Origin of the sequence: Bacillus sp. B1-b2, assembly GCF_009183415.1 — a bacterium.
GTDB lineage: Bacteria > Bacillota > Bacilli > Bacillales > Cytobacillaceae > Niallia.
Genome location: NZ_WEHU01000006.1, coordinates 107,335 through 129,430 on the forward strand (window position 1 = coordinate 107,335; position 22,096 = coordinate 129,430).

Genomic DNA, 22,096 nt, shown 5'->3' on the forward strand with positions numbered 1-22,096 from the left:
GAAGAGGTTTTTTTATTTAAGAGCACTGATAAACTAGACAGAGCCCACTCTCCATAACTCTTCACTCTTTTAAAACTATTAAGAGAAAGAAGGAATTTAATAATGACAAATCAGATTATCCAAGGACCATTTCGAGCAGATCATGTAGGAAGTCTACTTCGCCCAGAAAATTTATTACAAGCAAGAAGAGCTTGGAAGGATGGGCAAATCTCCAAGGAACAATTAAGAGAAGTGGAAACAGCAGAGATTAAACGTATTGTTGATAAGCAAATTGAAGTTGGATTAAAGCTTGTAACAGATGGTGAGTTTAGAAGAACATGGTGGCATTTAGACTTTTTAGAGCATCTTAACGGATTTGAAGGGTTTGTACCTAACACTGGTTATAAATTCGATGGGGTAGAAACAGAAAAGTACAATGTACGTAACATTGGAAAAATTGCCTTTAATCCTGATCATCCATTTTTCCAGGATTTCAAAGAGTTTAAAGAAATTGTTGGGGATCGAGCAATTGCTAAACAAACGATTCCAAGTCCAAACCAATTATTCTATCCAGAAATGCGAAACCAAGATATTTATCCAAATATCGAAGATTACACGCAAGATATCATTACTGCGTATCGCCAAACCATTCAAGCTTTCTACGATTTAGGTGTGCGCTATCTACAATTAGATGACGTCTATATTGCGCGATTATCTTCTCCCGATAATCAAATAGAAAATAGACAAGAATTAATAGATTTAGCCCTTCAAGTAATCAATGGAGTGCTTGAGGATAAGCCTGAAGATTTAATTATCACTACTCATCTTTGCAGAGGAAACTATCAATCAACTTGGGCATTTGAAGGCAGTTATTCTATCATTGCTCCAACACTTCTTGCTAAGGAAAAAGTAGATGGATTTTTCCTCGAATATGATGATGAACGTTCAGGTGACTTTAAACCATTAGAGCATATTCCTCATGATGGTACAAAGGTCGTATTAGGGTTAGTTACGTCTAAATTTGGTGAGTTAGAGGCGAAGGAAGAATTAAAAGCTCGTATTGAAGAAGCTTCTAAACATGTACCACTAGAACAACTTTGTTTAAGTCCACAATGCGGCTTTGCTTCCACTCATCATGGAAATAAACTAACAGAAGAGGATCAATGGAATAAATTGCGATTAGTCGTAGAAGTTGCAGAAGAAGTATGGGAAGCAAAACAAAAGGTTCAACAGTAATACGCAAAAAAATCATACCAATGAGAATGCCTCCAATCTTTATAACATGAGTGTGTTGAGAACTTGTATAAGTAATTAACGCGCTAAATAAGGTTCTGATTTCCGTTATAGGCTTTCGGTTCACTTTCCATAGGTCTCAAGGCTTTCGCAGATTCCATAGGAGTCTCACGACTGAAACATAAATTTTTTAGATAAAAATCACATTTTTCTTCCTAATTGACTTTTTCATTAACTTATATTAATAATTTTGTTGAAAATTCCACAGCCAATTTGTAGGAATCATCAAAAATAAGCGGAGAATTCCGACTAATGGCAAATATATTGTTAATTTCCTTGCTGATAAGCGGAATTTTCCGGCTAAGGAAAGAAATTTCCTCCGATTTCATGGATTCTAAGGAAATAGGCGTAATCCTCCGTCTATTTCCGTTGTTTTCCATGGAAGGAACGAAAATAAGAGGATTTCTACGACTATTTTTCTAAAAGTGATCTTTTCCAATTTCTACGGTACGAAGCATCATACATTATTTCATAGCTCTTTCAATTTCCTATTTTCAATAGATGAAGTACATAAAAAAACCCTCGTTTTCCATTGCTATACGAGAGGATTTATCTCTATATTCACAAATTATCCATAGACAATTTTGTTTTTCAACAGTCTGCAAAAAGGATAAGGAATCTCCCTATCCTTTTTTTCTTTTTTTCTTTCTTTCCAAAGGAAGATAAATTCTAACAGTTGTTCCAACACCCTTTTTACTATAAATCTTCATCTTTCCTTTATACTTTTCCACAATGTTAAAGGAGATCATCATTCCTAAACCAGTACCTTTGCTTTTTAAAGAATAAAAAGGGACACCTAATAGTTTTACTTCCTCTTGATCCATCCCACGTCCATAGTCAACTACACTTATCTCGACCATATCTCTTTTTTTATCAATCTTTGTATGTATTTGTACCTCTTGTCCTTGCTTAGAGGCCTCCATTGCATTCTTAACAATATTTATCATAAGTTGATTAAACTCTATTCTGTTGATTCTAAGCATACAATTTTCTTCTAGAAGAAGCGAAATACTATTATCTCTTAATAGTCCGTATGTCCTTACTAAATCCACAACACTATTTAAGGCAAGCTCCATATCTATTTCTATAATAGGAAGATCTTTGTCTGGTTTTGATACCGTTAGAAATTGTGATATGACATGTTCAGCAACCTCTAACTCATCTATCATTAAATGGAAATGTCCTTTTGCTTCCTTATCTATTTTTTCATCCCGTTCATATAATTGAAGAAAGCCTTTTACTACAGTGAGTGGATTTCGAATTTCGTGAGCAACTGCCGCAGCCAATTGTCCTGTCATACGCTGTCTTTCTGATTGTTGCAACTGCTCATAATACAGTTGTTGTTCCTGTATTCTTTCAATAAACATTCTAAAAATAAAGTAGATAATAGCTTGGCTTCCCAGAAAATTTGTAAAGTTACCCACAATATTTACTTCTAAAAAATGAAATTTATCTCCTCCCAAAAAATAAAGATAAAAATACCCAATAACAAATAAACACAAATTAGCAACTAACGAGAAATAAAAGAGCTTTCTATCAAAAAAGAGAATGGCTACTGCAGGAATAAAACAAATAAGTATAAAGGAAAATCTCGTTTCAGGATAAAGATAAAGCATCAAATAAAAGAAAATAATTCCAGTAAGGATAATAAGAAACCTCATCATAAATGTTGATTTTTTTGGATACATCAGCAATAAGCAAGCTAACAATATAACAATCCACAAATGAAAATAATGCCATAAATTAATCATTCTACTCTCAGGAATAGCTGCTACTAGACCAATAATCATTAAAAAGATAATGACAAACATGAATACATAATAAAAACGATTATGTTCCTTTTTCCAACCCATTATTAACCCCTTTATTTCCAAAATATGATTAGTTTAGTTTAACAAAAAAATGGGCATTCGTCATAAATCCTGTAAAAAATTAACCAATTTTTATATAAAAATAAGAGGATGTGCATTAGAGAATAATTGGAACTAGCTTATAAAGATACCATTAAACTGTACGTAACAAATAGGAGAACTATATATAGGATGTAATTTCATGAATTTTAGAGCGGGATATCAGAGAAGGAGATGGATGAAATTGGAAGGTGTGATGCTTATGTCGGTTTGATTAGAAGGGCACTAAAAAAGTAATATTATTTTTGGATATATATCCTTAAGCAGGTTTTAGTAACCAATACTTATTAGTTTGGAGAGGCGTATGGTCAACTCCTAAGGGATTAGCCTGACAGTCAGAGACCTGCCTGTAGCCAAAGCTGCTCGTAGATGAGCCCCGTGGAAAGCGACCAGTTAGCCTCGGATAACAAAGTCTAACTATGTGAAGTAGATTTTCTATAATACTAGTAATATTTCTCATTGCCCTTATGGATTAGCATTTCGCTACTTAAAACGAATCTTACTTTACACAGAAGGAGTGTATCCTTATCCCTCTTTCACCAAATCTTTTAGAATCCACCATTTATTATTTTTTCCCAACATTACTATTTCTAAGGTAACTGAACATTATCACTTTTACTAGCGAAATATTCCTTTAACATAACCTGGTTAGTAGTAACATCTTCTAATGTATATTGATCTAATATCTTAAAGAACTGCTCTAATGCACTGTTTAATAAATGCTTCAGAGAACAAACTGGTGTTATGACGCATAGATCTTTATGTTCAAAACACTCTACAAGATGAAAGTCTTCCTCTGTTTTTCGGATTAACTCTCCTATATTAATCTCAGATGGTGCTTTAGCTAATCTGAATCCACCACTCCTACCTCGAATGGTTTCAATATATCCTAGCTTTCCTAGATTATAAACGATTTTCATTAAGTGATTTTTAGATATATTATATACCTCTGCTACCTCTTTGATGTTTACAAGCTTATCATCACTTTTAGTTGCTAGATAAATAAGTACACGTAAAGAATAGTCAGAGTAGTTAGTTAACCTCATTTTACCAGTCTCCATTTTTAATAGTTTTCATCTTTCCCATATTGTAAATGTGAACATTTTGTTAAATATCATTAACAACATAAAAAAGATGTATATAAAATATTGTTTTTATTTTACTATCCTTATATCATAAAAGATGTATTTAAAATACTTATTAAAGAAGGTCTTAATATGTTATCTACCAAAACAATCGAAACAATTAAAGCTACTGTACCTGTATTAGAAGTATATGGTACACAAATCACTACTGTATTCTATAGCAATATGTTTGAGGCACATCCAGAGCTTTTGAATATTTTTAATCATGCTAATCAAAAAAAAGGTAGACAGCAAACTGCTCTTGCTAATACTGTTTTAGCAGCTGCTCAAAATATTGAACGCCTTGAAACTATTATACCAGTTGTAAAACAAATCGCCCATAAACACAGAAGTTTAATGATAAAACCTGAGCATTATCCTATCGTTGGGGAATTTTTATTAAAAGCAATCAAAGAGGTCTTAGGTGATGCTGCAACAGATGAAATCATTCAAGCATGGGCAGATGCCTATGGAGTAATCGCTCAAGTATTTATTGATATAGAAACAGAAATGTATAAAGAAAGTGCCTCTGTTGCAGGTGGATGGAGTGATTATAAAGCATTCTCTATTACAAAAAAAGTAAAAGAAAGCGATGAGATCACCTCCTTATATCTAGAACCAACAGACGGTAGCATACTACCAGATTTTAAAGCAGGACAGTATATTACCATTAGACTATCTATACCTGGTGAAGAATTTCTATTCAATAGACAATATAGTCTTTCCACTGTATCAAATACGAACTTCTTCCGCATTTCTGTAAAAAGAGAAAGAACAGAACTGAATCCAGACGGAAAAGTATCTAACTTTCTACATGACCATCTGAAGGAAGGTGATACGTTAGAAGTTACCGTACCAGCAGGAGAATTTATTTTAGAGGAAAATCATGATCCTATCGTCTTTATCAGTGGGGGTGTTGGCTTAACCCCGTTTATAAGCATGCTTGGTGAAATTGCACAGAAACATCCCGATAGAGAAGTATTGTTTGTCCACGCAGCACGTAATGGAGAAGTGCAAGCTTTCCAAGAAGAAGTGCAAACTATAAAGGATAAAATGAAAAAGTTAACTATTTCTTATGTTTATGAAAATCCAACTGCTAAAGACCTATCACATCCATACCTTGGAAAAACTGGTTTTATCGATGCAGATTGGTTAAGAGAAAATACCATCCTTCCAAACGGGCATTACTATATTTGTGGACCAGTGCCATTCTTACAAACAGTTGTAAAAGGATTGAAAGAGAATCATATAGAAAACACTAATATCCATTATGAATTCTTTGGTCCTTCTATGAATTTGAATTAAGCACAAAGGGTCTGAATAACTTCCATTCAGACCCTTTCTATTCATTCTTTATTACTTTATTGTAGCTATAATTCCCTCATCATCATCTAAGACAAGTTTAATCCCTAGATATGGATCTATATTCATGTATTCTTCCATCCATAGTCGTAAAGCTTCAATAAGATTTTGGGTAATCAAAATTTGTTTACGATCACTTACATAAACCTCTGCTGAAAAGCCATAATCATCATCGAACATTAACTCCACTTCTACCTCTTGTGGATTAACCTGCTTCTTTCTTGAAATATAGATACAGACCGCATTAATAATATCTTGTTCTGGTATGATTATCTTCTCCAATTATTAGCTTCCTCTCTTTTCTTGTTGCGATAAAAAGTGAAAATTCTCTTTACAACACTAATCAATACAACAATGGCAAGAATGTTTATCATGAAGCCTAATATAGAACCTAGCATTCCCATATTAGCAAAAAGACTACCAAATAAAAGACCAGCAAGTCCCCCTACCATTAAACCTTTCATTAAGCCACCCGAGAAAAATCCACCTGATTTGTTGGTAGTACTAGTTTTTGTAGTATCATTTGTATTTTTCTTTTGAAAGAAAGAATTTGTGTTTGTATTTGTATTTGTATTGCTATTGTTTGTATTGAAGCTTTTCTTTCCTGACTTATAGGACTTTGCTTCTACTGTTGTTGTTTGATCTTGGAATACCACGCTACCCAGTGGTGATAGTATTAATCCTAGTGATAGAATAGCTGCCATAATTTTTTTCATGTTTGTGTTCCCCCTGAATTTTAATCTTTATTTAGCATTCTCATTACTTGTTTCTATTATTACCTCTCTGTCTTTCCCTCCTTGATAGTCAAAAAGACCTCTACCAAAATGGTAAAGGTCTAAAAATCAATATTAAATCCTTTACCTGTATTCGGCAAAGGTCTCGCAAACAACTTCAAAGTTGCCAGTTAGGCCGGCGATTAATGTTATCGCGTATTGACGACATAACTGTTAGCTACTCCCCTTTGGAGTATGCAATTTTTTCTTCCTAGTATTTATTCTAATATAATTTAAAAAGATAGTCAACTTGGATAATGAAACCCTATTCACGCAGCTCTTTTACTATAAACACTTCTCTTTTTATCCAACAAAACATTTGGAATAACAATTCCTATTAAAATGAGAATAATACCAACCCACTGAACAAATGAGACTGCTTCTTTCAATACAATTACAGACAATAACACAACGACTGGTAATTCAACTGCACTTAAGATGGTTCCTAGTCCACCTCCGACTTTTGGCATCCCCATTGAAAAGAAACAAATGGGAACAACAACACCAAATAATCCTAACATTAAGCTATATATCCAAATTGGATCTGTGAAATTTCCATCTAATAAAATGACTGGTGGGAATATACTAAAAGTTACAATAGCTCCACCCATCGTCATTATAAAGCTCTTTGAGAAGGATTCAACAGCTGTTTCTACTCTACTATTCAAGTAGATGTAAATAGCAAATGTACAAGCAGCTATTAAACCAAAGCATATACCCTTCACAGTTAAAGAAGGGAGATCTCCACCTATTAATCCACTTGATAAGACAGTACCTATAAGAATAAAAATAATGGCTATCAATTTCGGTTTACTTGGCATTGTTTTGTTTACTAAGGATTCAATCACGACACCAATCCAACTGAATTGAAATAAAAAGACTATTGCAATAGAAGCTGATAGCTCTTTTACAGCCATCCCGTAAGTGATAGTAGTTAAACTCATCGGAATCCCTACAAGCATCAAAAGAAAGATTTGTTTTATTGTTACTTTTTTTCTCGAGAAGCTTATAACAAGTAGAAACATCCCAACCAAACCAATAATATATTGCCCTGCTAGAAGTTCACTTACTGAATATCCATCCTTCATTCCTAATTTCATAATGGTGGATAATAAACCATAACTAATTCCACCAATTAAAACGTAAATCACATACCTGTATATCCCCATAGTATTCCTCCTATTATTATAAATCGGTTATTTTCTCCCTTAGTTATTTATCTAGATCATGCTGTAAAAACACAGGTTGTACTAAGCCTGAGATACTCGCTGATTCATAACAACCTCAAGAAAATAAAAAAACCCATTATCCCCTTGTCAGGGATAATGGGTGAACGAAACAGAGTTATTCTCTACAAAATTTCACCACTCACAAATTGTGAGTTTGGGTAACATCATTACTAGGCAATATTTTATCGAGAAAATTCCTTTTGGTCAACGTTTTTCCTCTCCCTAAATTTTGTAAACAACGTATATTATTCATGTAATTCCATAACATACAAATATATTTAAATTGTATAAGTAGGTATGTCAATGAATTCATCCATTTTCCTTTCTAAAGCTAAGTACAGTACAGCTGGTATTACTCATCTCATGGATCATAATCCATATATGATAGCATGGTGGTCTGCTGTATTTCCAGGTTTTGGACACTATATGCTCAATCAATACTTGCGTGCAACTTTACTTACATTAGTAGAAGTAACCATTAATACTTGTGCACATATTAATGAAGCAATGGTTTATTCTTTTTGTGGAGAAATAGAATTAGCCAAATTAACACTCAACATAGATTGGATGCTTGGTTATTTAATTATTTATCTTATTACAATCGGAGATAGCTTTCGAAGTGCAGTAGAGCTTAATAAGCTAAATGCTCTAGCAAAACCAACTATTACAAACTTAGAAATATTTCCTAGTGAGGTCCACTATTTAAAAAAGAAGAAGCCACTTATTGGTGCATTATATTCTTTTCTATTTCCTGGATTTGGGCAGTTCTACACCCACAGAATATTTCTTGCCTTTTATGCTATTTTTTGGTGGTGGGTCTACATATTACTTTCTCATTCCCATCGTTCTATTGTTCTCTTATTATTAGGAGAAATAGAGCATTCCATAACTGTTCTTCACCCACATTGGCTTTTATTTATGCCTTCTGTCATAGGTGGGTCTATATATTTCGCACATCTTACCTGCCGCAGTCACAATGAATTACTTTTGGAATCACAAAAAGTAAGATTAGGCAATAGATATGCTGGTTCCAAACTTTAACTCTTAAGAGGTGCCTTTTATGTTTCTTGTCGGTTCTTTTAATCAATCAGTTGAGTTAGAGATAGCTCTATCTAAAATAGAAGAATTGGGTGTTACTCCTGAAAAGATACTTATTGTTTTCATGAATGACCATCTGCCTAGTAGATCTAAAAAAAAGTCCTTAGAGGAGGTCCAATCCACTGCATTTGAAATAGGGATTGCAATTGCTACAGGATTGTCTGTAATTGGCGCAAGTATCGGCTTCAAGCTTCCTATTGGTCCCATTTTCACAGGATTATTATTCGCTTTGGTTGGCTTCCTACTTGGCTTTATCACTTATTATTTCACCAATCGAAAAAAATCTTTAAAGCATCCTAAAGGTGGGCATGATGTAATATTAATTATTCAATGCCCTAAAGAACACTTAAACGAAATAAAGGAAATATTATGGAAGAACCACGCATTGAGCATTGGGGTAAGAAATTAATTAGACTTTTCGTATTCTTTCAAACAACGTATAAACTATCTGATAACGCCATTCCCTTTCCAAAGCACCTTATTACTATCCTTGAAAATGGAAGAACCACGCTTAACGACTAATTATGACCTATATCCCCCTAAAAAAAATTTTTTACATTATATCCACAGATGCCTTTTTACATCAGTGGGTATTAAACATATAACCAAAAGTTTTTAGAAAATTTAGATATATTAACCATACAATAAGAAACATAACATGATACTATATTGACATGACATGAATTGTAATAAAACATAACATAAACTTATAATTGCAGAGCCACGAAAGGAATAAATGATAAGTAGAAAGGAAGGAATTTATATATGAGTTTAAGTAAATTAAATAAAAGAGTTGAAACAGATCTTTCTTATCTAAATTTTGGTGGTCCAGATTGGGTAACTCCAACAGAACATCCTGAGGGACATGTTTATGATGTGGTTATCATCGGTGGTGGTCAGTCTGGTTTAGGCTTAGCCTTTGGCTTATTACGTGAAAGAGTCTCTAATATCTTGGTTCTTGATGAAAATGAAGAAGGCTTGGAAGGTCCATGGGAAACATATGCAAGAATGATCACCCTTCGCACTCCTAAACACTTATCATCTATCGATCTAGGCATTCCATCTCTAACGTTCCGCTCGTGGTGGGAAGCACAGTTTGATGCAGAAGGCTGGGAGCAAATAGATAAAATTCCAAAGGGCGACTGGATGAATTACTTAAAATGGTATCGCCAAACGCTTCGAATACCTGTACAAAATAAAGTTAAGCTTACCAAGATTGAACCAATTCAAAAAGGGCTACACCGCTTGCATATTAAGGGCGATGGTACATCTAGTAACACACTTTTAACTCGTAAGGTGATTTTAGCAACAGGAATACAAGGTGGCGGAGAATGGCATGTACCATCCATGATAACAGATAATCTTCCGAAAGACTTATATGCCCACACATCAGAATCCATCGATATAAATAGATTAAAAGGAAAGACAATCGGTATTCTCGGCGGCGGTGCATCTGCCTATGATAATGCCAACTACGCCTTATTAAATGGAGTACAAGAAGCTCATGTATTTGTACGAAGAGAAAAATTACAACGCATTAACCCTATACGTCAAATGGAGGTTTCTGGCATGATTGAACACTTCCCAGCACTTAGTGATGAAGAGAAATACGCAGGAATCGCTCATTTTCTTCAACATAATCAGCCTCCAACAAATGATACCTATACACGCGCATTCTCCCAGCCTGGTTTCCATTTACATTTGGGCTCTCCTTGGCTAAATGTCGAGGATGATGGTAGTAAAGCTGTTGTAACAACACCTAAAGGAACTCACTATTTTGACTTTCTCTTCATAAGCACAGGTTTATTAACAGAACCTAAGTTGCGACCAGAGCTAAAGTTATTAGAAAAACACATAGCCAGATGGTCAGATAAATATTCAGCTCCTGAAAATATAGCATCTCCTATTCTAGATGCTCACCCCTACTTAAGTTCTGGCTATTCCTTTATTAGCCGAACAAAAGAAGGGGAGGATTTATTACATGGTGTTTATGCTTATAATTATTCAGCCTTAATCAGTTGTGGTTTAACTGCTTCTGCGTTATCTGGTATGAGATACGGAATACCTAAAATTGTTTCTGCTATAACAGATGAGTTATTTCTTGACGATAAGGATCAAAAGCTACAGGATTTCTTTGACTATAAGGTCGAAGAATTTATAGGAGATATACCTACTGCAGAAAAAGATTCCTCTAAAGTTGGATAATCGTAGCTTCTTCAAAAGAAAGTCTAGAATGTAATTTCCACATTCTAGACTTTTTCTTATCTATTATCCCCTGTATGTTTTAACCTTCGTAGACAACAGTGCTATTCTTCTGTTATAGTATTAGTTATCATGAGTAACAGTTATCATCAGTAACTATTTATTGGAGGGATTCCTATAAAAAATTCACAACGCTTTTTCCATCAATTTTTATTACTCTATCGCCCATTTGAAAATAAGCTTATTCAGGTTCTTGCAACACATAATATTCAAAGAGCTCAATGGACGATCCTTTTTTATTTGTACGAAAAATCGTCCGCAACCCTTGTTGAACTATCTCAATACCAAGGTGTGGAGAAGCCTACTATCACAAGAACAATCCAACAATTAGAAAAGCTAGGCTTGGTAGAACAAGTATTAAGTAAAGATAAAAGAGAGAAAAAAATGCAACTTACAGAATATGGAGAAAAAGTATATTTAGAAGTTCGTATAGCAGTAGATGAGTTTGAAGAAAGAATATTACAAGGATTGTCAGAAAAAGAAGTAGAACAGACTACAGACATTCTGAGTACTATTCGAAATAATTTATTACAGTAGGAGGATTATCTATTGTGAACCAATCAAAGACGAAGTTATGGACGAAGGATTTCATCATTGTTTCCGCCGTTAATTTCTTTTTAACACTTGTATTTTACTTATTGATGGTTACTATTGCTGTATATGCTGTTCAAGCGTTTCATGCATCCACTAGCCAAGCTGGACTAGTAACGGGTATTTTTATAATTGGTACATTAATTGGGCGGTTATTTATTGGGAGAACTATTCATATGATTGGAAGGAAGCGAACTCTAATCTTTGGACTGATTCTATTCAGCATAACTACTAGCTTTTATTTTATAAATTTAGGCATTGGATTTTTGCTCTTCAATCGCTTTCTGCATGGAATTATGCTTGGTATTGCTAGTACCGCATCTGGAACCATTATTGCCGATCTTATTCCTAGTTCTAGAAGAGGAGAAGGCATTGGGTATTTTAGTATGAGCACTACCTTAGCAACTGCAATTGGACCTTTTATAGGCCTTTTCATGAGCGAACATACTACTTTTCCAGTTATATTTAGCTTTTGTGTTATTTTAGGTCTTCTTTCTCTTTTTATTGGATTATTAGTAAAGGTACCTGAAATAGAGCAGATCAAAGCACTAAGCTCTCACTCGGCAAAGAGCGGCTTCCATGCTTCTTCATTCATTGAACCAAAGGCATTGCCAATTGCTATTATCATTCTTTTCGTTTCTCTTAGTTATTCTGGAGTACTATCCTTTATTAACTTTTATGCAAAAGAAATTCATTTAGTAAATACAGCTAGCTTCTTCTTTATTGTTTATGCATTAGCCATATTGATATCTAGGCCATTTACAGGGAAATTAATGGATGCTAAAGGCGCTAATTATATTATGTATCCTGCGATTATTCTTCTAAGCTTAGGTCTCTTCTTATTAAGTCAATCTCAGAGTAGCTTTACTTTTCTTTTATCCGCTATATTAATTGGACTGGGATTCGGTAATATGCAATCCTGTGCACAAGCAGTTGCTATCAAGCGAACTGCAGCACATCGATTAGGGCTTGCTACTTCCACCTATTTCATCTTCTTAGATGCAGGCTTAGGTTTTGGACCATATTTACTAGGATACGTGATACCTATAACAGGTTACGCACATCTTTATATGATACTTGGAATCTTTTCCTTTGCTGTCATTATCCTATACTATTTATTACACGGAAGAGTGGAAACCAAAACGAGAGAACCTATATCTCCTTCCTCTCTGTAAACAAACAAGTAGTCTTAAAGGCTGCTTGTTCTCTTTTTTTTTCATTTCACAAAAACAATACAATAAATAAAAGTAGCTTATCATATAATGGTAATACTAAATTATTTTCATTACATTAAATGAGGTGACGATTAGATGCAAATGTATAGAGCGAACACTGTAGTGCCTACACCCCCAAGTAAAAATAGCATCACTGTCTTTGGCAATGGCTCCATTCAGGTTGAACCTGAATTAAGCAAAGTAACCATTGGCATTGTTACTGAAGATGATAACTTAACCACAGCTCAAAGTGAAAATGCCGCTATTCAACAAAGAGTTAGAGACAGCCTAATACGGTCTGGCATAGAAAACAAAGACATTCAAACAGTTGATTACACCATTTATCCTAAGTATGACTATATAGATAATAAACAAGTCTTTAATGGATATGAGGTTACACATATGTTAACAGTTCAAGTAAACAATATACAGCAAACCGGGAGCATAGTAGACACCGCCACACAAAGTGGAGCTAATCGTATTACATCGATAGAGTTTGATGTAATAAATCGGAATGTCTATTATCAACAGGCCCTTCAAATAGCATTACAGGATGCTCTACAGAAAGCAATTACATTAGCAAATACTTTACAAATCAACTTGAACCAAATACCAACAAAAATTTTAGAAATCCCTCCAACTACAAATCCCGTACCATTAGCCAAATATAATGTTACAGCAGTAAATGCTTCCTCAACAAATATCGAAGCCGGACAATTGATAATAGAAGCAAAACTTGAAGTCAGATTTCAATATTAAGTTATATGACAACTTTAAAAATGTAATGGAACTTAAACACCCTTACATACAGGAGTTATTAAGGGATCATATACTTTCAAACATTTTCAATTAAAATATGTAGAAAGTCATTAGCTCTTCTAAACGATACTGAATCAGCTTTCATGCTTAGGCGTCTATATTAATAGACGCCTAAGCTTTTTGACAAAAATGATATAGGAAGAATAAAAGAAATTTTTATACTGCTGATTGAAGTGGAAGGGGTGAGACTCCTACGGGATTAGCGAGACAACCCTAAACCATACAGGCTTTTAAGCCGAAACAGCCCAGCTCAAGCTCCACGGAAAGCGAACCCCTGGTAGCGGAAATTATCCCCCTATTCAGTTAGTTCATTACCTATACAAGAGTTCGACACACTGATCCCACAAATATTAGTGACATTTTCATGGACATAATTTTTTTATACTACAAAAACTTCCGCCCTTGCTATGAAAATAATGATACATACATAAAAAAGAAAATCTTTGACATACTGATAAAAATGCTGTAAAGTACCTAATGGTCGAACATTTTCAATCAAATCGACCTTAATATTCGTGTTTGGGAGTGTATTTAATGGATAACGTGTTTGATTACGAAGATATTCAATTAATTCCGGCTAAGTGTATTGTAGATAGCCGTTCAGAATGTGATACAACTGTAAGTCTTGGAGGCCATACATTTAAGCTTCCAGTAGTACCTGCCAATATGCAAACTATTATTGATGAAAAAATTGCCCTTTATTTAGCTGAAAATGGCTATTTCTATATTATGCACCGCTTTCAACCTGAAACACGCGAAGCATTTATTCGCGATATGCAGTCACGTAAGTTAATCGCATCTATCAGTGTTGGTGTAAAGACGGAAGAATATGATTTTGTTTTACAATTAGCAGAACAAAATTTAGTACCTGAGTTTATTACTATTGATATTGCACATGGACACTCTAATGCGGTTATTTCTATGATTAAGCATATTAAACAACACTTACCTAACAGCTTTGTCATCGCTGGAAATGTTGGAACTCCAGAAGCGGTGAGAGAATTAGAAAATGCTGGTGCTGATGCAACTAAGGTTGGAATTGGACCAGGAAAAGTGTGTATTACAAAAATTAAAACTGGATTTGGAACAGGTGGCTGGCAGTTAGCAGCTCTTCGTTGGTGTGCAAAGGCTGCTAGTAAACCAATCATAGCAGATGGTGGAATTCGCACAAATGGAGATATTGCCAAATCTGTACGTTTTGGCGCATCCATGGTTATGATTGGTTCTCTATTTGCTGGTCATGAGGAATCACCTGGTGAAACAACAGAGAAAGACGGAAAGTTAGTGAAAGAATATTTCGGTTCTGCATCTGAGTTCCAAAAAGGCGAAAAGAAAAACGTAGAAGGAAAGAAAATGTTTGTTGAGCATAAAGGTCATTTACAAGATACTTTAACAGAAATGGAACAAGATCTTCAATCTTCTATTTCTTATGCAGGTGGCAAGAAACTAGATGCTATCCGCAATGTTGATTATGTTATTGTAAAGAACTCTATCTTCAATGGTGATAAGGTTTATTAATAGGTGCCTCCCTCTCATATTTCATGAGGGGGATTTTTATTGCAAGAATGGTTAAAAAGTTAGTGACTTTGTCTTGGAAAGCCCATTATAATAAAGATAACCTCTAGAATTTCTCATCCCCAGATGCACCTTCATTACTCCCACTATAGAAAGGTTTGATTTCCACATGAAAAGTAACCCATTTTTTATGAACCAACAAAAGAAATTTTCTCCCGTAAAAGTTCGATTGATTCCTCTTGATGGTACACAAAATAGGAGCCAAATATTAAAGAAGATTGAAATTAGTTCCTCTTTTAATATGAAGTATAAAGCTCTTTTTGAATACTATGGAGATGATCTCATCGAATATAAAAAGCTAGACTTAGATAATAAACAACGTAATGATTTTCTTCGCATTTTCTCTAGCTATTTAACCGATTTTTTAGAGGATACTATGCCTACTTCTTGGAAAAAATGTTCTACCTCCTTCCTCAAGCAACTTTGCTACTTGTACTTACCTTCAACCGTTCAAATTTCACAAAACAAGAACCACATAACCCTTTTTCTCGAAGAATTTAGACACTTTGCCACATGGCTTGATAAAAAAGAAAATACGAAATGGATGGAGTTTATAGATAAGCATCTTACTACTCTTCAAACATTACAAACATGTGAAGATTTGCACCATACCCTTTTCCTACAACTCTATCCAACATACCTTCATTCCACTAGAAATGATCAAAAACACATGGAAAAAGTAAAACAATTACTAAATCAATGTCAAGAAGTAGAGGATGGACTCTTTCAAATTAGAGCTATAAACACTCAAACTGTCTCGATATCTAATATATTTACTAATAGAATATATGACATTCATTCTACTGAAATACAAGAGAAGCATCTTGGTATAATTCTCGATGTCTCTATTGGTATTTATAAAAATCATTCCACTTGGACTATACTCGTCCCCCTAGGTATCTACCCAAAAGAAGCAAAGAGTTGCTTTACTAACCTTTAATCATTATAAATAAATAAGAGCACCATCTAATTCTTGTAGATGGTGCTCTTAAACTATTTACATAAAAATATAAAGATTAATTGTTCTGAGATGTATTATTAGAAGAATTTCCGTTTTGTCCCCGATCTCTACCAAAACCGCCACTAGGAGGTGTTCCACCACCACCAGGAGCCATTTGGTTTGTAGGAGCTTCTGTCACACCAGATTCATCTACATAAGTTACTGAATTTGATATAGTAAACTCTACTACTTTCTCTCCTTTTGCATATGTTCCATCCGATAAGCCATTGCTTTCTACTTCTAATACACTACCACCAGAATAGATAGAATACATGGTATCCTTACTAATGGATGGGGAGCTGATAAGGACAGATTGATAATCTTTAGTAGGTGTAAAGGTAGCTACCGTATTTCCTTCACTATCCTCAATATGAATAATGGTTCCTCCAATTTGTGCTTCTGAGTAGGTCATTAAAATGGCGTTTTGTGTAGAAGTATCAGAAGTTGCCTGTGCCATGCCTGAACTTCCTGCAGCAATTAAAGTACCTCCACTTATATTTAATGTTCCATCATAATCAAGGGAACCATTTCCATCATTTGTCGGACCGTTAACAATTGTTGTTCCACCTGTAACAACAATTGAACCATTCGAATCTAGTCCGTCCCCACCTGCATTGACTAAAATAGTACCGCCATTGATAGTTAGTAAGGCGTTCCCAGCAGATTCCATTCCCATTCCGCCACCAGTTTCTTTACCACTTGTTCCCTCACTAGCATTAATTCCATCATCACTAGTAGCTAGACTAATATTTCCGTCGTTAATTGTTATTGCAGCAGCTTCTAACCCTTCATAGCTTTTCGTTACATCTACTGACCCTCCTGATATATATACATTGTTTACTGCATCTAATCCATCATCACCAGTAGCAACCGTTATGTCCCCACTCATAATCATGATATTTCCGTCACTCTTCATTCCATCTCCTAAAGCATCTAAGTCATAGGTTCCTCCACCAATAGCAATATCTAGATTTGCTTTAAGACCTCTAGTACTTAGAGTATCCTCTTCTGTTTCCACTTCCTCATTATCTCCCCAAGGCTGACCTCCCATCATGCCTTCTTGAACTTGGACAGTTTCTGGACTACCTCCACCAGCATTTATGTTAAAAGTGCCATTAGCTATATAAAGAGAGGATTCTGCTTGAATGCCATCTGTTCCTGAAGTAATAGTAAAGGTTCCTGATTCAATTGCTACTATCCCTTTTTCTTCATTGGTATTTGTCGATTTAATTCCATCTCCTCCGACTTCCAAATCGAAGGCTCCATCTTTAATAGCCACTAAATCTCTACCTAATATTCCATCATCAACAGCTGTTACTTTAATATTCCCATTTATAATTCGAAGATCATCTTTTGAAACAATTCCGTTATCATAATTTCCAGTTACCGATAATGTTCCTGTACCATTAATAGTGAGATCATCTTTACTGAAAATGGGCGCATTAGGTTCTCCAGATCCATCATCTTCTGTATAAGTCTGTCCATCTTCTACTGAATTCTCTGTTCCATCAGCAAGTGTAATAATGGTATTTTCTGCTTCTTTAATAAAGATAGCCGAAGACTCACTATTTGTTATATCCACTCCATTTAATACTAATTTAACTGTTCCCGTATCAGGAGCATCTACAACTACTTGCCCATCATTTATTTCGCCACTTAGAACATATACCCCACCAGAGCGAATGGTTACAGTAGAGCCTGATGTCATGATAGATGCCGATTCATCATACGTGATATTTTCACCGTCTAATGTAATATAGATGGGATCTTCATTCTCCCATTCTGTTGTTAAATCTTCTTCCTCATAACTAATATTTTCACTAATATATGCGCTAACATTTATATCTTTTAATGTACTTGTATTACTTGTTGTAGAATCACTTGTATCTTCCTTACTGCATGCAAATAAAAAGAGAGTGCAGCAGATAGGTAGAGCAAGCTTTTTATATTTTGAGAAGTTCATTCTAAGTACCCCTTTCCTAACTCTTGCATTCATTATGAAAGAGAAACCTTAATAATTCCTTTAAAAAACATTTACAATCCCATATTGAATTCTTTTAGTCAAAATCTCTATAAGATGAAAGAATTTTTCTACGCTACCTTCACTTTACAAAAAATTAATATTAACTTAAAAATCTTAAGGATAGATTAAGGTTTCTGCGTAATAATGTGTTCAAGCAAGTGAAGGAAAGGAGCATATTAAATGGCAACACTAACTTTAAATGGCCTAAAAGGCAGAACAGAACTTAAACATGAATTAAATAAAATAGATTGTTTTCTATTAAGAAATAAATTAAAGCATGTAATGGAAGTTGATCCTCATGCTACAAAAGATGGTAAATACCTCATTCGAAGTGTTTATTTTGATAACTTTGAAAACAAAGCTCTGCAACAAAAAAAAGAGGGTCTCTTAAGTAGAGATAAATTTCGGGTTCGACTATATGATTACAATACCACTCTACTTAACTTAGAGAAAAAAAGTAAACGAAATAACATGACCTATAAAGATAAGTGCAGAATTACTGCAGAAGAATATGAAAAAATCCGTTTAGGAGACATTGAATGGATGGAAAACGACACGAGAGAATTAATTAGAGAATTATATATTCAAATGTATTTATATCAATTAAAACCACTAACAGTCGTTGATTATGAAAGAGAAGTTTTTATCTATCGACATGGAAATGTAAGAGTCACTTTCGATAGTTCCATAAAAACTAGCTTTCGTAATAATGATGTTTTGAATAGAGATTTACCTATGATTGAAACAAATCCAGATATCACCGTTCTCGAGGTTAAATTTGATGAATATCTACCAGAAATCATAAGAAATCTTCTACAAATTAATGATCGCAGAAAAGGAACTTATTCTAAATATCAAATTAGCAGAATGTATGGTTAATAACAACATTAGGAGGAAATTATAATGAGCAATATTAGTTTTGAGGATATATTTAAATCAAGCATTTTAGAGAAAACCAGTAATTTTTCAATAGTGGATTCATTAATAGGACTGTTAGTAGCTTTTGGTGTTGGTCTATTTATCTACTATGTATATAAAAAGACTTTTTCTGGTGTTATTTATTCCAATACTTTTAATATATCCTTAATAATAATCTCTATGGCAACTGCATTAATTATTATCGGTATATCATCTAATGTACTGTTATCACTTGGTATGGTTGGGGCATTATCTATTGTTCGTTTTAGAACACCTATCAAGGATCCAATGGACTTAGTTTATCTTTTCTGGTCAATCGTATCAGGAATTCTATGTGGAGCAGGTTTTATCATTCTTGTTATTATCGGCGCTATTCTAATTGGATTAGTCTTAATTCTTTTCACCAACCGTATTAAAGTAGAAAACCCCTATTTATTAGTCGTGAAATATTCAAATGAAACACTAGAAGAAACATTAACTAAAACCATTTCAGAACATGCTAAGAAATTCTCTGTCAAATCAAAATCAGTTATGGCTGGAAATGATTTTGAATTAACCTATGAAATTCGCATAAAAGATAATAATTCTAGCTTTATTAACACTATTTCTAAGTTAAATGGAGTGCAATCTGCTATTATGCTTAGCTATGATGGAAACTTTACTGCGTGAAAATGGAAGGCTATTTAGAGAAAAAAATCTCTAAATAGCCTTTTTGTTTCTTTCCACCTATTTTTTAGATTAAATCATACTTATTATTATTGTTATCCCACAAAGTTCTGTATAATTATCCATATATATACCTCATATCTTACATTTCGTTATATATACATAATGTAATGCTATCATTCTTTTAAGAAGGAGATCTATGGAAAATGACAATGCTTCTTGTAGATGACAACTCTGTTAATCTATTTGTAATGGAAAAAATACTAAAAAGTGCTGGATATAATGATTGTGTTTCACTCGCTTCAGCAAATGAATTATTTGATTACCTTGACCTTCATGGTTCTTCATGCAGAGCAGAATCTGTTGATTTAATCCTTCTAGATATTATGATGCCAGAAATTGATGGTATCGAAGCTTGTAAGCGTATTAAACAAGTAGATCGTTTAAAGGATATTCAAATTATTTTTGTGACAGCTTTAGAAGATAAGAACAAACTGGCAGAAGCTTTAGATATAGGTGGTGTAGACTATATCACTAAACCATTGAATAAAGTAGAACTTTTAGCCAGAATTCGAGTAGCTCTTCGTCTTAAAGCAGAGCTTGATTGGCATACTCAACATGAAAAGAAAATACAGTTTGAACTGGATTTAGCTACAAATGTGCAGAGAAGCCTGTTAAGCCCACCATTAAATGATCAACAGGTACACTTAGAAGTGTCCTATCTACCGAGTTTTAATCTAGCAGGCGATATGTATTATTGGCATAAGATCAATGATCATCGCTATGCAGTTATTCTACTGGATATGATGGGCCATGGCATTTCCGCATCCTTAGTCTGCATGTTTATTTCTTCCGTATTAAGAGAATCAGTAAAACAAATAGTGGAACCAGAACTTGTTATTAAGGAACTGAATCGCTATATGTCTTTAATTAAAAATGAGAAAGACGGAATTCCTTTTTATTTCACCGCTATTTATTTAGTCATTGATACGAAGGAAAAAACGGTTGAATATGTAAATGCTGGCCATCCATCTGGATTCGCTCTTTTAGATGATGAAAAAGTCGTTCCTTTAGATAAAAGTGGTCATGCTGTCGGATTTTTTGATGAAATGAAGATAACAAAAAGCGTTATTTCATACGAAAAAAATGTTCAGATAATCCTCTATACAGACGGTGTATTAGAAGCAATAGGTCCAAATGAAATGGAAGCAGAAAAGAAAATATGTGATATTTCTTCTAGAAAATGGGATCATACCACTTGTGTTATTGATCATCTTTTATCAAAAGAGCAGCAAATAGATCAACCTGATGATATGTGCGTGCTATTATTACAAACAAAATAAAAAAGCTAGAGCCTCTGTTTATTTAGAGGTTTCTAGCTTTTCTTATTACGAAAGAGTTAATATACCTTCTGATAAATTCTTTCTGCACCAACTAGTTCTTGGTATTTAGACATAACCTCCACAAAGCTCAAGGTTTCTTTATCCCCTAGCCCAATAAAACCGTTCTTACTCAGGCTTTCATAAAATAATTGATGTACTTGATTTTGTAGAGTTGGATTAAAATAAATTAGAACATTTCTACAAACAATCACATGAAATTCATTAAATGATTGATCTGTTACTAGGTTATGCTGAGCAAAGATTATATTCTTTAATAAGTTAGGATGAAAGTAAGCAAATTGATGATCTGTCTTATAATATTCTGAGAAAGCATTTGTTCCACCTGCAAGCATATAATTTTTTGTATAAGCTTGCATTTTATGCAAAGGAAAAGCACCTTTACTAGCTTTTTCAAGAACATTTTCATTCATGTCTGTAGCATAAATAACAGCCTTATCCTTTAATCCTTCTTCTTCTAATAGAATTGCCATAGAATATACTTCTTCACCTGTTGCACAACCAGCATGCCAGATTCTAATTTCATTATATTGTTTTAATAAAGGTACTACTTCTTCTCTAAATGCTCGAAAGAAGCTCGGGTTGCGAAACATCTCTGTCACGTTGATGGAAAAATCATTTAAAATCTGATATAAGTAGGATTCTTCATGTACGATCTTTTCTAATAATCGAGTAATAGTTGGGATATTATCCATTTTCATTCGATAAAATATTCTACGGTTAATAGATGCTCGATTATATTGTCTGAAATCAAAACCGGATAAACGGAATACCCCTTCAAGTAGTAAATCTACTTCTAACTCCATATTATCTTGTATATCTACCTCTTGATTTATACCTAGAGACGAATAATCCATTTT

General features: G+C 34.0%; 20 protein-coding genes. 13 read left to right on the forward strand and 7 right to left on the reverse strand.

Annotated elements, in window-relative coordinates:
• Positions 1-102: 102 nt before the first annotated feature.
• Positions 103-1,215 (forward strand): 5-methyltetrahydropteroyltriglutamate--homocysteine S-methyltransferase, encoded by a 1,113-nt coding sequence (locus F9279_RS07725; protein WP_152112218.1) that lies wholly within the window; start codon positions 103-105, stop codon positions 1,213-1,215.
• 680 nt (positions 1,216-1,895) lie between these two features.
• On the opposite strand, the gene F9279_RS07730 is transcribed toward F9279_RS07725, so the two are convergent.
• Positions 1,896-3,125, reverse strand: a complete 1,230-nt coding sequence (locus F9279_RS07730) for a sensor histidine kinase (protein ID WP_152112219.1) — start codon at positions 3,123-3,125, stop codon at positions 1,896-1,898.
• 647 nt (positions 3,126-3,772) lie between these two features.
• Positions 3,773-4,228, reverse strand: a complete 456-nt coding sequence (locus F9279_RS07735; protein WP_152112220.1) for an RrF2 family transcriptional regulator — start codon at positions 4,226-4,228, stop codon at positions 3,773-3,775.
• Between the two features lie 171 nt (positions 4,229-4,399).
• On the opposite strand from F9279_RS07735, the gene hmpA reads away from it, so the two are divergent.
• On the forward strand, positions 4,400-5,611 hold the full coding sequence (gene hmpA, locus F9279_RS07740) for an NO-inducible flavohemoprotein (RefSeq protein WP_152112221.1): 1,212 nt from the start codon (positions 4,400-4,402) through the stop codon (positions 5,609-5,611).
• Positions 5,612-5,662: 51 nt separating this feature from the next.
• Here the strand turns inward: hmpA and F9279_RS07745 are convergent, their stop codons facing one another.
• The 3 genes from F9279_RS07745 to F9279_RS07755 all read right to left on the reverse strand — a co-directional run bounded on the left by F9279_RS07745 (position 5,663) and on the right by F9279_RS07755 (position 7,610).
• Positions 5,663-5,950 carry a YxcD family protein gene (locus F9279_RS07745; RefSeq protein WP_152112222.1) on the reverse strand — a complete coding sequence of 96 codons (288 nt, stop codon included), beginning with the start codon at positions 5,948-5,950 and terminating at the stop codon, positions 5,663-5,665.
• On the reverse strand, positions 5,938-6,384 hold the full coding sequence (locus tag F9279_RS07750; protein WP_152112223.1) for a hypothetical protein: 447 nt from the start codon (positions 6,382-6,384) through the stop codon (positions 5,938-5,940). Before F9279_RS07750 ends, F9279_RS07745 begins: the two co-directional genes overlap by 13 nt.
• 326 nt (positions 6,385-6,710) lie before the next feature.
• Positions 6,711-7,610: an EamA family transporter gene (locus F9279_RS07755; RefSeq protein ID WP_152112224.1), complete on the reverse strand. Its 900-nt coding sequence runs from the start codon at positions 7,608-7,610 to the stop codon at positions 6,711-6,713.
• Positions 7,611-7,973: 363 nt separating this feature from the next.
• Here F9279_RS07755 and F9279_RS07760 point away from each other — a divergent pair, with 363 nt between their 5' ends.
• The 8 genes from F9279_RS07760 to F9279_RS07795 all read left to right on the forward strand — a co-directional run bounded on the left by F9279_RS07760 (position 7,974) and on the right by F9279_RS07795 (position 16,169).
• Complete coding sequence (locus F9279_RS07760) at positions 7,974-8,711, forward strand: hypothetical protein (RefSeq protein WP_152112225.1); 738 nt, start codon at positions 7,974-7,976, stop codon at positions 8,709-8,711.
• A 19-nt stretch (positions 8,712-8,730) separates the two neighbouring features.
• On the forward strand, positions 8,731-9,177 hold the full coding sequence (locus tag F9279_RS07765) for a hypothetical protein (RefSeq protein WP_152112226.1): 447 nt from the start codon (positions 8,731-8,733) through the stop codon (positions 9,175-9,177).
• Between the two features lie 356 nt (positions 9,178-9,533).
• Positions 9,534-10,973 carry an FAD/NAD(P)-binding protein gene (locus tag F9279_RS07770; RefSeq protein ID WP_152112227.1) on the forward strand — a complete coding sequence of 480 codons (1,440 nt, stop codon included), beginning with the start codon at positions 9,534-9,536 and terminating at the stop codon, positions 10,971-10,973.
• Between the two features lie 264 nt (positions 10,974-11,237).
• Positions 11,238-11,567, forward strand: coding sequence for a MarR family winged helix-turn-helix transcriptional regulator (locus F9279_RS07775; RefSeq protein ID WP_319020750.1), 330 nt, complete (start codon positions 11,238-11,240; stop codon positions 11,565-11,567).
• A 14-nt stretch (positions 11,568-11,581) separates the two neighbouring features.
• Positions 11,582-12,796 (forward strand): MFS transporter, encoded by a 1,215-nt coding sequence (locus tag F9279_RS07780; protein ID WP_152112230.1) that lies wholly within the window; start codon positions 11,582-11,584, stop codon positions 12,794-12,796.
• Positions 12,797-12,931: 135 nt separating this feature from the next.
• Entirely contained in the window at positions 12,932-13,594 is a 663-nt protein-coding gene (locus tag F9279_RS07785; RefSeq protein ID WP_152112231.1) for an SIMPL domain-containing protein, read from the forward strand.
• A 594-nt stretch (positions 13,595-14,188) separates the two neighbouring features.
• A complete protein-coding gene (gene guaC / locus F9279_RS07790) occupies positions 14,189-15,172 on the forward strand; it encodes a GMP reductase (RefSeq protein ID WP_152112232.1) in 984 nt (327 codons plus the stop codon).
• A 187-nt stretch (positions 15,173-15,359) separates the two neighbouring features.
• Positions 15,360-16,169: a hypothetical protein gene (locus F9279_RS07795; RefSeq protein WP_193224508.1), complete on the forward strand. Its 810-nt coding sequence runs from the start codon at positions 15,360-15,362 to the stop codon at positions 16,167-16,169.
• A gap of 76 nt (positions 16,170-16,245) precedes the next feature.
• On the opposite strand, the gene F9279_RS07800 is transcribed toward F9279_RS07795, so the two are convergent.
• On the reverse strand, positions 16,246-18,192 hold the full coding sequence (locus F9279_RS07800) for a carbohydrate-binding domain-containing protein (RefSeq protein WP_152112235.1): 1,947 nt from the start codon (positions 18,190-18,192) through the stop codon (positions 16,246-16,248).
• Positions 18,193-18,432: 240 nt separating this feature from the next.
• Between F9279_RS07800 and F9279_RS07805 the strand changes: the two genes are divergently transcribed.
• From F9279_RS07805 to F9279_RS07815, 3 genes are all read left to right on the forward strand, one after another.
• The gene (locus F9279_RS07805; protein ID WP_152112236.1) at positions 18,433-19,131 is read left to right on the forward strand and encodes a polyphosphate polymerase domain-containing protein; all 699 of its coding nucleotides are present in this window, start codon (positions 18,433-18,435) and stop codon (positions 19,129-19,131) included.
• 24 nt (positions 19,132-19,155) lie between these two features.
• On the forward strand, positions 19,156-19,839 hold the full coding sequence (locus F9279_RS07810) for a DUF4956 domain-containing protein (protein WP_152112237.1): 684 nt from the start codon (positions 19,156-19,158) through the stop codon (positions 19,837-19,839).
• A 203-nt stretch (positions 19,840-20,042) separates the two neighbouring features.
• On the forward strand, positions 20,043-21,179 hold the full coding sequence (locus F9279_RS07815) for a fused response regulator/phosphatase (protein ID WP_152112238.1): 1,137 nt from the start codon (positions 20,043-20,045) through the stop codon (positions 21,177-21,179).
• A 56-nt stretch (positions 21,180-21,235) separates the two neighbouring features.
• On the opposite strand, the gene F9279_RS07820 is transcribed toward F9279_RS07815, so the two are convergent.
• Entirely contained in the window at positions 21,236-22,093 is an 858-nt protein-coding gene (locus F9279_RS07820; protein WP_152112240.1) for a CheR family methyltransferase, read from the reverse strand.
• Positions 22,094-22,096 lie beyond the last annotated feature (3 nt).